Below are 14,375 nucleotides of genomic sequence, written 5' to 3'. Positions count from 1 at the left end.
TCTAATGCAGACCCTAATTGTGTGGAAACTTCAGTGCTCATATCTATTTGAACATCGGGTATGGAAGAAAGCAACGTTCCTAAATAAATAAAACTACTTAAGGCTGAGACAGGGTCACTACAATTGCTTTTATCCAATACCCATCCTAAATATCCATAACTCATATCTATAGCACGAGCACATTTTCCACCGTGATTATGTGCATAACCAATACACCAGTCCTGATTTACATCTTCATTGAGATGTGCATGAGCAATAGATTGACCCAGTTCTGCATCAGAAGGACAGAAAATTATCATTGGGTCAGTTAGATATTCAGGATACAAAACAAAGACATTAGGTCCCGCATCAAGCACAACTCGCGGTTGTTGGTTATAAGTCATATATTTACCTGCTTGCATGGGAGGGAATCTTTCTCCCTTTGCCTCATTAGAATACATTTTAAACACGAGGCCCCACTGTTTGAGATTGTTTTGGCAACTCGAGCGTCTTGCCGCTTCACGAGCCCTTGCTAATGCTGGTAATAATATTGCTGCAAGAATACCAATGATAGCAATAACGACCAGCAGTTCGATGAGTGTAAAACCTTTTTTCTTCATAGGATTACTCCTTATAAATTTTTGTTATTAAACTTTTTGATTACCTCGCCCATTGAAGTAATCGTTTACCTTATGCTATACATTATATATTAAATAATTCCTCAATGTCAAATTAATTTTTAGTCAAATATTTTTAAAATTTTAAATTAAATAAAAATGACATTAAAATGGATGAAGAATATAAACATTTTTTAGTATAATTAAAGTAAACGGTTACTAAAAGGGAGTTTATTATGTTTAAGAAGATTACAATTTATGACATCGCAAGAATGACAGGTGTTTCTGCAAAAACAGTCAGCAAGGTTATTAATTTCAAGGACGGTGTTAAAGAAGAAACACGGAAGAAAGTACTTGAAATGGTTGAAAAATTAGGATATCATCCTAATATTTTTTCCCGTTCCCTAAGAGCAAATCAGCCTGCATGTGTTGGTGTTACTTTTCCTGCACCCATAGAGATTATTCCTTTTAGCCCCAACTTTTTTCTATGGCTTTTTATGGAGTTGTATCGGATATTTGGAAAAAAAGGAGATTATATTTGTTTTGATATGTTTCCTTATGAATTAGGAAAAGTAGAAAATTATGCTCGAGGTGTTTTTGATAATCTTTTTAAGTCATGTATTATTGCAGGTCCTTTGGCTTTGTCTGATATTATTGCAAAAAGAATTCATGAAACAGGTATTCCTTATGTAGCCTTTGGCAGATTGGAATCTTTTTCAAACTTATCTTATGCTACAGTTGACTATGAAAAGGCGGCTTATATAAGCACAAAATTTTTAATAGACAAAGGACACAAACACATTGCTTTATTACAAGCATTTCATCAATATCAACCGGGTATGGAAAGAATTCGAGGTTACAAGAAAGCTTTAGAAGAAGCAAACCTACCTTTTTCAGAAAGGAACATAAAGCATGTAAATTTTGGTGCGAGAAATGTAGCAATACGAATTCAACAACTTCTATCAGACCCTAATATTACTGCATTAATTGATAGCAGTGGAACAGAAAATGGAGAGGCTATTCGAGAGGGTTTTAAAAGGGCAGGTAGAACGATTGGAAAAGATTGTGAAGTCCTATCATGGACTTATGAAAGTAAAGGGTGTATTCTTCATGAGGCATCTGCCCATGTATGGTTACCTGTTCGAGAATCTGCTTCGGAGGGATTAGAACTACTGGCGAAGTGGTTAGAAGGGAAAATGGAAGGACCTATTAAAGTTTTGTTTAATCCTATATTAGATACCGAAAGGATACACGATAGAGAAATAGAACCTTCCTACCGTTTTTTCGATTCTTATATGGAATAGGAATGTTATTTTGTCTCTGGGGGAATGTAATTTTTCACGATATTTATTAAATCTTCTTGTTTAAATGGTTTTTGTAAAATACCGTCCGCTTCAACTTCATAGGTTTTCTTAATTACATCACTTATAGGTTTTGCAGTCACTATATGAATATATATTCCTTTTAATTTTGGATTTGTTCTTATGGTTCGGCAAACTTCAATTCCATCCAGTCCGGGCATAGCAATGTCTAATAAAATAAGTCGGAATTGACCTGTTTGGGCTTTTTCAATACATTCTTCACCGGATGTAGCCAAATCAACTTTATAACCTTCATTTTCAAGACAGTTTCTCATAAATTGAAGAATTTCGACATCATCATCAACACAAAGTATTGCATTTCCTAACTCAGATACTTCTGATGGTAAAGTTCTTATAGCATACCGAATGGCACTTAAAAGGATACTTTTTCTTAATTGTTTGGGTAGCCGATGAATCACTTTGTCTGAATAAGTAGTATATAAATGTTCTTGTTCGGTTATTAAGATAATAGGAATTTCCACAACCTCGGGGCTTTCGAGAATTTCGCTTACCATAACCTCTCCCATAGGTCCTTCATCGCAATCAATGATAATACAATCGGGATTATATTTTAATGCTAATGATATGGCTGAAGATGGATGTCCTGCATGAAGGATATCTATATTTTCTTCCAACAACCAATGTCGAATCTGTGCACTCATAGCTCTATCTTGTGTTACTAATTCTACTAATAAATGGGTTTCGTCAGGCGTAATATGACGAGCATAGATATGGCTATCTTCGAAACGGGTTCCATGAAGAGGAAGGCGAAATGAAAATGTGCTTCCTTGCCCTGGTGTGCTTGAAAAAACAATTCTACTTCCATGGAGCCGCATGATATCCTGGGAAATAGAAAGTCCTATTCCTGTTCCCCCATATTTTCGTGTAGAGGAAGAGTCTACTTGATAAAATCGAGTAAAAATTTTATCCATAGATTCGGGAGGAATTCCAATCCCTGTATCTATAACTGAAACTTCTACTTCCTCTTCTATGGTTTTAATTTTGACTTCTACGGACCCTTCGTTCTTATTGAATTTGACGGCATTAGATAATAAATTATTAAATACTTGAAGTATTTTTCCTTTGTCACCATCTACCATTATGGGTCTTTTTTCTGTATTTAAAATTAATTTAATTTTTCTGGGGTCTGCCATAGGACGTATGTTTTGTAATCCACTTTCCGCACATTCGACAATATCGAAAGTACTAAATACAAGTTCTTCTTTTCCTTTATGTAGTTTTGAGAAATCGAGAAGATTTTCAATTAAGTTTACTAACTTTTCAACATTTCTCATGCTGATGGATAGATATTCTCTCTGTGTTTCTGTAATAGGTCCTGTTTTACCCTTCAATATCATATCGGTATATCCCATTACTGAAACCAATGGAGTCCGTAGTTCATGAGATACATTGGAAAGCAGATTGGTTTTCATTTCATCAAGAGTTTTTAATTCTTCGTTTGCTTTATTTAATTGTTCTCTTGCTTTATTAATCTCATCAAGGGTATTTTGCAGTTTTTCTAATAATCGAGCATTACGAATTGCTACAGCAATATGTGGAGATACCTCTTCCACAATTTCAATATCATGGGTTAGAAATGCTTTGGGGATTTTGGAACCCAGAACTAAAACTCCTATTACATTATCTTCAGCAAATAAAGGTGTTACAATAAGGCTTGTAATGTCCGATGGAAATTCTTGGGCTATTGTTTCATCTTCCGATTGTAAATAGTCAAAAATAAGGGTCTTTTTTTCTCTGATTACTTTTTCCCCACAACAAAAAGGTCCTATGGTAGGTTTTGTATCGAAATTAGGGAGGAGCGTTAAAATTTCAAAGCAAAAATCAACATCATAACATTGATGATGCCCCTGTTTTTCGGGTGGAAAAGCAACTACAGCGTAATCAATGTTATAAATTAACCGTTTTATTTTATTAACAATGCTTTCATAAACTTTCCCTGCTTCTAAACTAGAATTAATAGTCCTTGCAATAATATTTACCGCCCGTAATCTTTCTGCTCGTTCATGGACTTCCTTTTCTAATAATACATTTTGGGTAATATCGCGAAAAATCCCCTCAATCCCTATAATATTTGATTTTTCATCTCTTATATATCCTGCGGATATTTCTACACAAATTAGTTCCCCTCGAGTAGGTTTTATCCATACACGGAATTGGTTTAAATAATTATTTTTTTCTAACTCAGAACAAAATGTTTTGTAATCATTTGTATTTAAAAACAGATTTTCAATTCGAGTTCCTATTGCATTTTCGGGTTCGTCAAAGCCTAATATTTTTGCGCCAGAAGGATTGATTAAGGTTAATACCCCTTCTTTATTCGTCTGGTATATTCCATCTCTCATGGAATTGACGATATTACGATAGCGTTCTTCTGATGACTCCAATTCATAGATGTTTTTTTTCAAGGCGTTTGCCATTTCATTAAAAGAGATAGCAACTTCCTCTAATTCGTCTCCTGTTTCAATTTTTAGTTTGAGTTCCAAATCTCCCTGACGAATTATTTGAGCACCTTCATTAATCAAACTTAAAGGTCGTAATATAGTCTTATGAACAATACGGTAACCTATCAATGAAAAGAAAAATATAACCAAGCCCGCAATAAATAAGGCTGCAATTGAACCTATGTGAATAAACCAGAAGATTTCGTTAAGTTGTTTATATGCACAAAAGTATAAATCATATTCCGGATAAATCTTTTCGTAGGCTAATAAAACCGGTGCAACTTTACCTCGACTGGAAAATCGTAGTAGTGTTAATAATCCCTCAGATTTATTAGGTATTCTTTTTAGTCGCTGTATGAGTCGTGAATCCGAAATCTCGTAATTTATATTTGCTTTTTTTTCATCTTCTTTGTAGTCGTAATAAACAGATATTCCATCACTATCTCGCATGTAAACAATCATATAATATATGTTTTCATTTTGAGGAGAATCTCCGAATGTATGTCCTAAAGCGAAACGAATTAATTCGGAGGCTTCCTGTACCTCAATAAGAAACCCCTGTATCTCATTATTATCATTTTTTATGGGAATAGCTATAGTTAAAGAATATTTTTCTGCTTTGGGGGGAGTAGATATAGCGATAATATAGGGGTATTTAATTTTTTTATACCAATCAGTAGAAAGAAAATCTCCAGTTTTGAATGAAGGTGTTGAAAAAAGTAAATTATTTTCTTTATCTATAATTGCAAATGCTAAAGATTTTCCTTCACTATAAGATTGGATAAAGGATAATTTTTCTAAAAGTTGATTTTGCAAAAGTTCTCGTTCTTCTTTAGATGACCGTATGAAATTGGAAAAAATAGGGTCTGTTGCAATACGGGCAGAATAAGTTAAACGAGTAGATAAAGAAAGCCTTACCCCCTCGGTAGTAATTTTTACTGCAGTTGTTAAGTTTCTCTTTGTTGTTATCCACTGTCCTTCTCGAGCAAATATATAAGCTACAATTAGAGTTAGTGTCATGGGAATAACACCAACCCAAAATATCGCTGTGAAAAATTTTCGTTCAATACCCGTGCGATATTTTTGTTTTTGTTCCATGAAATATTCGCAAAGAGAAGAACTTTTCTCTTGCGTCCCAAAAGATAAAATAGGGTTGTTTTTTTACTATATTATTTTTGAACAGGGCGCCCCTTAGTTATTAACTCTTTTACTTTTTCCAATAGTTGGTCAACTTTGAAAGGTTTTGCCAGATATTCATCGGCACCACATGCAAATATCCGTTCAATATCAGAATCTTTAGTTAAACATGTTACTGCCATAATAGGAATAAAACGAGTCATATCATTATTTCTTAATGCACGGCATACTTCGAACCCGTTGATTTCTGGCATCAGGAAATCAAGAAGAATAAGGTCAGGAGATAACTGAATAGCCTTTAAGCCTACTTCGGTAGCATTATTTACTTTTATAATTTCATATTCATCTTTACCTAACATATTTTCAATAAGATTTATAGCGTCGGGTTCATCATCTACCACCATAATACGATATTTCTTGGAATTTTTGTCCCTTGGAAACATGTCATACTTCTCTCTAAACTCGTCCAAATCTTTTTCAAGAATGCGGTAATGTCCTCCAGGAGTACGCGATGCTTTAATAAGCCCCTGACGAATCCAATTTTTTATGCTGTGATGGGTCACATGACATATTCTTGCTGCTTCAAATGTTGTAAACGCTTTTTGTTCACGGTTCATGTTATTAACCTCCTTAAGTAATAAGGTTTTTGTTTAGTAATAATTTCATATTTAACATTATTAATTAGATTAGCATTTATTATATGTAAATTTAATAACCTATGTCAAGAATGAATAAAGGACAAAAAATCCTTTATTAAATTTATTTCTTCAATTCTTGTTAAGTCCCAAATTAAATTTAACTGGAATGGATAAGAGAAATAAAATATACGAAATGTTAAGAATAAAATACAAATCAAAGTGGTATAGAAACCTAAAAGTATTCCTGATAGTTTTTCCATTAAGATAAAGAAATAAAGGATTGAATGCCCTCTTTTAGGTTTTGATTCATAATTTTTTTCTTTTTCTTCCGTATCGATATAAATTTTATTGGAATTTTTTTTGTGAAAGGAAGAAAAGAGTAGAATAAACATAGGGGAAATAAGCCATAATGCCCATAGACAATTCATGACAAAAAAACTTTTTAAAATAATTCGATTGGAATATAGAGAATAAAATAAAAATATAAATACAATAAGAGACCAGAAGATGACATAGATATTGACGGAATTTGAGAATTTAAGTAAAAGTAAATTAGATTGAGACCTGGATATTAGATAATAGAAGAATTTAACTATAAAATAAATAAATGTTAATTCAATAAGTCCCAAAAGGACGAAACAAATTGCTTTTATTCTATTTTCGCGGCTATTTTCAAACTCCAATTTTCTTTTTTCTTCCAGATGGTCTGATAGTTCTAATAAATTTGATATATGATTTAATTTGCTTGTTTCTTTTGCAAGGATTGGTGAATGAATTGATTTCGAGAATTTACTATATGTTGATAGAACATCTTTTTGTAGTTTCAAGGAAAAAATACATATAGGTAAACTTGAGTAAATATTATCAGGATTTATACTCATTCCTATTCTTTTTCCCATTAAAAACAATTCTTCTAACCATATTTGAGTATTTTGAATGTTCTTCTGCTTTAAATTGGTTTCTATTTGTGTAAGTATATATGAATACAATTTGTATAAAGGTGCTAAACAATGATTCAGAATATTATATTTTTGCATGTAATAAGAGTAAGTATATTTGGGTAAGGTACTATGCCAGTAGGGTTCGGGGAAAATAACTGGGTTTCCACTACGATTTTCTTTTGCAATTATAGATATACCTTCTGCAAAGGTTTTTTCGTCAGTTGTTCCGGGTGTGATAACCATTGCAGATTCTATATACCCTAATAAAGAATTATTTGGAGGAAGGCTCTGAGCCTCTTTAATTAATTCTCTTGCTTTTTGGTAATCTCCGAAAAAATAGAGTTTAGTTATATAATTTGTTAATAATGATGTATTAATATTACTAATATTATAAATATCCTGAAAAAGTTTTTGAACCGCATCATCTTCTTCAATCAAGGCAAGAAATTCTAAATATTGGGAATATCTTGGGTCATCTAATAAAACAGGATTCGATAGCACTTTTGTAGCTATATTTCGCATTATAGGACGAGCGGATTCTTTTTCCAGTGTTAAGGCAACACGATATTTTGTTTCATCTAAGTCAAATCGTAAATATCGGTCTGAAAACCATAAACAGAAAGTTAGTATTACAACCGAAAAAATCATGTATCGAAATGATTTTTTTCTTCTTGCCAAAAAGATATAGTCAAAAGATGGGGGTATTTCAACAGATTGTTGGTTTAGGTTATCAGATTTTATTTCGTTGTTTGTATTATTCATTGAAAAAGCGTAATGATAAGCAAATTTTTAAAAAGATGGTATTTTAACATTCATTTGATGTTTTTTCCCTTTTTCATCTCTAACATTAACTGACGGGCTATTTTTTTACCTTCTTCAACGCCGGGTTGGTTAAACGCATTTACTTTGTATAATTTGCCTGCCATGGCTGTGGCAACTTCTAACATATATAATAATTGAGCCACAGAAAATTCGGATATTTCCTTCATTTGTATATGTATAACAGGACGCTGACTTAATGTCAGGGCGTCTTTAGTCCCTTGAAACTCTGCAAATAATAAATCATTCATGCTTTGACCTCTTATATATTCCAATTCCTGTATTTCATCTAACATATCAGGAACAGGTAATTTTTCTCCTGCGTTTTCCACAGAAATTAAATTGATTATTTTATCGTTAGGTCCTTCACGATATAGCTGTATTTGAGAATGTTGGTCAGTTGCACCTAACGCTTTGACGGGTGTCTGTCCATTGAAAATGGTATTCCCATTAATGTCCTCCTTTTTTCCTAAACTTTCTGCCCAGAGTTGGCAATACCAATCCGCAATATCTTTCAAACGGTCTGAATAGGGCATCATCACGGATATTTTTTTACCTTTATTTTTATCAAGAATATAATGAATGCCAGCGAATTGATAGGCTGGATTTTCTTGAACGGATTCCTTTGAACATAGAGTATCCATTTCGGCGCATCCTTCTGCAAGGGCTTCTACATCGAAACCTAACATTGCAGAAGGGAATAGACCTACTGGAGAAAATACAGAAAATCGTCCACCTACATTTAAAGGAATTTCGAATTGGGTAATACCATATTTATCAGCTACGGGATGTAATAAACTTTTAGGGGCGTCTTTACCCCTTGGGCTTGTTGTTATAACAAGATGTTCTTTTATTTTTTCGTGCCCTAATGTTTTTTCTAATTCCTGTAATATGATAAGCAATTGGCACATTGTTTCTGCGGTTTCACCAGATTTCGATATAGCATTGTATAATGTATTATGAGGTGGACATAATTTCATCATTCGTTTGAAAGTTATGGGGTCAATATTATCCATTACAAATAAACGGGGATAACCCTTCCTTTCTTCGAAAGATAATAAATTGTAATAAGGAGCATTGAGTGCCGTATTAAGGGCAGTAATTCCTAAAGCAGAGCCACCAATTCCCAATATTACTAAATTTTCAATTCCACGATTTAGAAATTCAGATGAAATATTTTTAATTTTTTCGCGGGTCGTTTTATCTTTATAAAGTTCAAAAAAACCATATTTTTTTTCTTCCCGCTCTTGTAATATAGATTTATGATATTGCTTAATTAAGGTATCTAACTCTTGCAACTCATTATCTGTGAAACCGTGTGTTTGACTTATTTTATTGGCATGACATAAAGATATGTCAATAGATATGTTATGCTTCATAATATTTCTCCTTAAATTCGAATAGTATATTACCTAAATTGTTATTAGGATGGGTATTAGTTTAGCATATTTCAATATTTATTTTCAGGATTAAACCATGAATCAAAGGGAAAAAAATGATTAACAAGTGCATGTTGTTTTTAATCAGTTTCTTTTGTATATTTAATGTCTATGCTTATGATATTGAGGACCCAATTTCGTTGTATCAAACAAATCAAAATGCTGTTTTACAAGTTCAACAAAGAAAATTTATATGGGCAAGTCCTGTATGGTGGGGATTTAATGCGGAGGATGCAACAGATTATTTACAATCAGCGATAGATTCAGGGGCAAAGGAGATTGTAATTCCTAATATGGGTGTCCCCTGGATTGTTAAGCCGATAAAATTGCACTCAAATCAAAAAATTACACTTTTACCCGGGGTAATTATTCTTGCTAAAAAAGGGGAGTTTAAGGGGAGGGGAGATTCATTATTTTCTGCCGATAATGTTGAAAATTTAGTGATTTCAGGTTACGGTGCAGCTTTAAGAATGCATAAAAAAGATTATCAGAATAAAAAAGAGTACGAGCCTGCAGAATGGCGAATGGCTTTATCCCTGACGGGTTGTAAAAATGTTATTATTGAAGGGATTCGATGCGAAAGTAGCGGAGGTGATGGAATTTATATTGGTGCTACCCATAAACAGAATTATTGTGAAAATATAGTTATTAAAGATGTAATATGTGATGATAATCACCGTCAGGGTATTAGCGTTATTAGTGCTAAAAATTTAACTATCGAAAATTGTTCTTTATTAAATACATCTGGTACAGCACCTGAAGCAGGAATTGACTTTGAACCTAATGGGGATGATGAGCAACTGACAAATATTATGATGAAAAATTGTTATATAAACGCCAATAAAGGGGCGGGAGTTTTGGTATATTTAAAAAATTTAAAACAGACATCCACTCCTGTTTCTATAAACATAGAAAATTGCATAATGAAAAATGATAATGACCATGGAATTGCCGTAGGGGCTGTTTCTGAAGATGGACCTAAAGGTGAATTAATTTTTAAGAACTGCTACATTGAGGGTTCAAAAAGAGGGGGTATTGTGGTTTATGATAAATCATCAAAAGGTTTGGATGTGATATTCGATTCATGTATATGTTTCAATACGCCAGATAAACAAAAAGGTTATCCTATTAAAATTAACCAATGGCGGAAATCTATAACTTCAGATATTGGAAATGTCCTTTTTAATAATTGTATAGTGTTTGATGTTTACATGAGGAAGCCTGTGGAGTTTGATACGGTAGATAAAAATTGTGATATACAGAAAGTAAGGGGAACTATTCTGATAAAAGGGAATAGTCTTTTATCCATCGAGAACAAAACATCAAAAAAAGTAGATGCATTAATTATTAAAAAACTTGAAAAATGAATTCTCTCTAATAATTTATTGACAAAAATAATAGTTTTTTTCTATTATTATAGTGGAATATAAAAGTTTTATCAGGAAAAAAATTAATGTTAGTGACACAGAAAAGATTGTTTTATAGAAGTATATCCTGTTTGTCTTTCTTACTGCTTATATCTAAATTGGTTTTTACCGAACCCCATGTATCTTCAGAGCAAAAGACAAAGGAAATCTCTTCGCAAGGGACAAAGATATATAAGATAGATTTAAAAGAAGCCTATGCTGACCGTTCTCGAGAAAAGGGATTATATCAATTCCAGCGAAAGGATGGTACACTGGTTTTTACAAATCGTCCCCAAAAGTATCGTTCAAAAAGTGAATATAAAGAGGTATATTTTAAAAAATCTCCCAATACACAACAAACAACGAAAAAAGAAAGTATAACAAAAGATTCTACAGAAAATAGTGGCTATGCCATAATTGTGCCTTTGGAACCGGTCCATGTTTCAAAGAAGTTTGAGCATTTGTATAAAGGAAAGATATATAACTTTGAAGCAATTCAGAAAATCATAAAAGAATGCAGTCAGTATTACCAGGTGGATGAAAAATTAATATGGGCAGTAATGGAAGTAGAAAGTGCTTTTAATCCCAATGCGGTTTCTAATGCAGGCGCTTGTGGTTTGATGCAGTTAATGCCCGCAACTGCTGTAGAAATGGGGGTTACCGATATATTTGACCCAGCCCAAAATATAGCTGGTGGTGTGCAGTATTTAAGTAGAATGTTAGATTTATTCAATGGGAATATTGACTTTGCTCTGGCAGGTTATAATGCAGGACCTGAAAATGTAAAAAAATATGAGGGAATTCCTCCTTTTAGTGAAACAGTAAATTATGTAAAATTAGTTAAATCAAAATTAGGCCTTAAATTAGATGCTAATTACTATGCAAGTCGAATCAGTGGAAAAATTACTACAACTACAACGAGGCGAATTATCTCAACGGCAGGGGTAAATTCGGGCAAAAAATATATGGTATATTTTAAAAGTGGATTGCGTCAGCCTGCTGATGATGTAGTAGAACAAGCACCATATTATTATATAAGTTATGAAAATCGGACATATCCAGTTAGAACGGAATTGGTTCAAAAAGTAGAGAAAACGAGTTAAAAACCTCATTTTGAAGTAATTTAATATGGAAAACCAGCGTATTTTTTCTGAATATGGAAAGAAATCATCAGAACCTTCACCTGTTAGCCAGATGATGTCTGAGTTTGCCAGGGATTTCCGTCCCGGTGTAGATATTAATCTGGGTGTTGGTTATGTTAATGAAGATACTATCTCTTATGATGAGTTTGCAGAAATTGTTTCTGCACTTGTGAAGGAGGATACACGCCCTCCCCACTTATTAAATTATGGGAGTCCTGAAGGTTCTGCTCAATTAATTGGAGTCATAAAAGATTTTTACAAAGAGTTAAGAGACAACCAATGGATAGGAGATATCCCTGATTTCGGTAATCGGGAAATAATTATTGGTGTGAGTGGTGCAACAAGTATACTAACAGGACTTGCAAATATACTGAAGCCAGGTATGGTAATTACAGCAGAACCTATTTATTATATATATACCTCTACCTTAGAGAGATATGGCTTTGAAATCGCACCAATTCCAGAAAATACAGAAGGTCCCGATATTGATATATTACAGAGAACATTGGAAATATATTTAAAACAGGGAATCCATGTATCTTTTTGTTATTTTGTAACAGTAAATAATCCGACCTGCACAATAATTTCCAATCGAAGGAGGAAGGATATTGTAGCATGCGTTCAGGATTTATCTAAAAAATATAATGTATATATTCCTATTATTTTTGACCTTGCCTATGAGTGGCTTATTCATAATCCTGAAATAGAACGACCCAATTCCCCGTCTGTTTATGATAAAGATGAGACTGTTTATGAGATAGGTACTCTGTCAAAAATATTTGCTCCTTCATTACGCATAGGTTTTATTATGGGTCCACAAGGTAGTAATCTACTCAAAGCATTGGTACAATGGAACAGCGATGTAGGCTTTAGTGCTCCATTAATAACACAAGAAGTATCGGCAGAACTTATAAAAAAATATGGGAAAAAGCAATTCAAGTTTGTAAATGACGGGTATAAAGAAAAAGGGACTTTATTTAAGGATGAGATTATTCGAAAGATTGGGACTTATTTAGAATCAATAACGGGTGGAGATGCAGGTTTTTATTTATACCTAACCTTTATAGGAGTAGAGACTATTACCAATTCTTCCTTATTTAAATTGTTATCGAGAAATTCAGGTATTAAAGAATGGGATTATAATGTAGAAGAAAAGAAGCCAAGGGTTGTTTATTTGCCGGGGATATATTGTATTTCTTCTCAAGGCAGTATGGCGGAGAAAGGAAAATATCAAATGCGAGTTTCTTATGGTTATGAAGATAAAAACAAACTATTACAATCTGTAAATATAATAAAAGAAGCACTGTTAGAGATAAATAACAAGAATTGCTTTAAGGATTAGAAACAAACCTGCGTAAAATTTATTGAGTATGTTAAGTTTTTATTTGACATTTGATAAAAAAAGTGGTATAAATTATGTATATGAATTAGGCAGAAAATAAAACAAAATTAAAATTTTTTAAGGAGATGTATTATGAAAAAACAATTTTTATTGGTAGTGATGGCTTTTGCGTTGCTGTCTCTGAGTGCTTTTTCTGCGGATGTTACCTTTAATGACTCTAATTTATTAGAAGCAGTGAAGGCTCAGTATGAAGCACAAGTAGGCGTTCCGCTAAGTGACCCGCCACAGGATACAGAGTTAGCCAACTCTAATTTTACAACATTAGATGCTTCTTATTTAGGGATTACAGATCTAACTGGGTTAGAAGCATGCACATCATTGGTATATCTGAATCTTGTATCGAATGCAATAACAGATATAACACCTATAAGTGGTTTATCGAATCTGGTTTATTTAATGTTAGGGAAAAACCAGATAACAAATATTACAGCCATAACAGGTCTTACAAATTTGCAATATCTTGATATAGGTATAAATCAGATATCTGATATATCTGGCTTATCTCTATTGACAAATTTAATTGGGTTAAATCTTGGTTTTGGGAGTTTCTTTTTATATGATGATTTTGACCCATTCATAACAGGAGTAAATAATCTGGATAATACAGACCTGGCAGTCCTGAATTCTCTTACAAATTTAGAGATATTAAGCATTGGCGGATTAGAAAATATAACAGATATTAGTTTTTTAAATAGTTTGAACAACTTAAAACAATTATGGTTAGGAAGTAACCCTATAAATGATTGGACTCCTTTAGGGAGTGTTGACCAAAACCTAAATGTTTTCTTTTCATTAAATTGCGGATTAACTCAGACTGAAGTGGATAATTATGTTGCAAACATGACAAACATTACATATATTGATGAGGACAATCCCGGATTAATAGGTTTAGGATTGGAAGGTGGTATAACAGACTTATCTAATCTTGACGGATTAAATCCGAGTTTTGCTTTCTTCGCTGGGCTTGATATTAGCAATATAGATGTCGTTCAAAATTGGAGTAATTTGTATTTAATCATTTGTGCATATACC

Annotated in this window: 9 protein-coding genes and 1 pseudogene; 5 read left to right on the top strand and 5 right to left on the bottom strand. The window is 32.9% G+C overall.

Annotated features, from left to right (window positions below; genetic code table 11):
* The coding region (locus PLA12_12260; GenBank protein HOQ33269.1) for a prepilin-type N-terminal cleavage/methylation domain-containing protein at nucleotides 1-599 on the bottom strand (599 nt) is incomplete at its 3' end.
* A gap of 233 nt (nucleotides 600-832) precedes the next feature.
* Between PLA12_12260 and PLA12_12255 the strand changes: the two genes are divergently transcribed.
* Nucleotides 833-1,900 (top strand): LacI family DNA-binding transcriptional regulator, encoded by a 1,068-nt coding sequence (locus tag PLA12_12255; GenBank protein ID HOQ33268.1) that lies wholly within the window; start codon nucleotides 833-835, stop codon nucleotides 1,898-1,900.
* Between the two features lie 5 nt (nucleotides 1,901-1,905).
* On the opposite strand, the gene PLA12_12250 is transcribed toward PLA12_12255, so the two are convergent.
* The 4 genes from PLA12_12250 to PLA12_12235 form a co-directional block, all read right to left on the bottom strand.
* Complete coding sequence (locus PLA12_12250; GenBank protein ID HOQ33267.1) at nucleotides 1,906-5,517, bottom strand: response regulator; 3,612 nt, start codon at nucleotides 5,515-5,517, stop codon at nucleotides 1,906-1,908.
* A 71-nt stretch (nucleotides 5,518-5,588) separates the two neighbouring features.
* On the bottom strand, nucleotides 5,589-6,173 hold the full coding sequence (locus PLA12_12245; protein HOQ33266.1) for a response regulator: 585 nt from the start codon (nucleotides 6,171-6,173) through the stop codon (nucleotides 5,589-5,591).
* Nucleotides 6,174-6,277: 104 nt separating this feature from the next.
* Nucleotides 6,278-7,897: a hypothetical protein gene (locus PLA12_12240; protein HOQ33265.1), complete on the bottom strand. Its 1,620-nt coding sequence runs from the start codon at nucleotides 7,895-7,897 to the stop codon at nucleotides 6,278-6,280.
* A gap of 50 nt (nucleotides 7,898-7,947) precedes the next feature.
* Entirely contained in the window at nucleotides 7,948-9,333 is a 1,386-nt protein-coding gene (locus PLA12_12235; GenBank protein ID HOQ33264.1) for a glucose-6-phosphate isomerase, read from the bottom strand.
* A gap of 116 nt (nucleotides 9,334-9,449) precedes the next feature.
* Here PLA12_12235 and PLA12_12230 point away from each other — a divergent pair, with 116 nt between their 5' ends.
* The 4 genes and pseudogenes from PLA12_12230 to PLA12_12215 all read left to right on the top strand — a co-directional run.
* On the top strand, nucleotides 9,450-10,760 hold the full coding sequence (locus PLA12_12230) for a right-handed parallel beta-helix repeat-containing protein (protein HOQ33263.1): 1,311 nt from the start codon (nucleotides 9,450-9,452) through the stop codon (nucleotides 10,758-10,760).
* Nucleotides 10,761-11,293: 533 nt separating this feature from the next.
* Nucleotides 11,294-11,635: pseudogene (locus PLA12_12225) on the top strand (lytic transglycosylase domain-containing protein).
* Between the two features lie 292 nt (nucleotides 11,636-11,927).
* Nucleotides 11,928-13,283, top strand: a complete 1,356-nt coding sequence (locus PLA12_12220; protein HOQ33262.1) for a pyridoxal phosphate-dependent aminotransferase — start codon at nucleotides 11,928-11,930, stop codon at nucleotides 13,281-13,283.
* A 132-nt stretch (nucleotides 13,284-13,415) separates the two neighbouring features.
* A partial coding sequence (locus PLA12_12215) for a leucine-rich repeat domain-containing protein (protein ID HOQ33261.1) occupies nucleotides 13,416-14,375 on the top strand: 960 nt, incomplete at its 3' end.

It is taken from the genome of Candidatus Hydrogenedens sp. (assembly GCA_035378955.1).
Taxonomy (GTDB): domain Bacteria; phylum Hydrogenedentota; class Hydrogenedentia; order Hydrogenedentales; family Hydrogenedentaceae; genus Hydrogenedens.
Note: the sequence above shows the minus strand (reverse complement) of the source record. Positions and strands in the feature narration are given on the sequence as shown.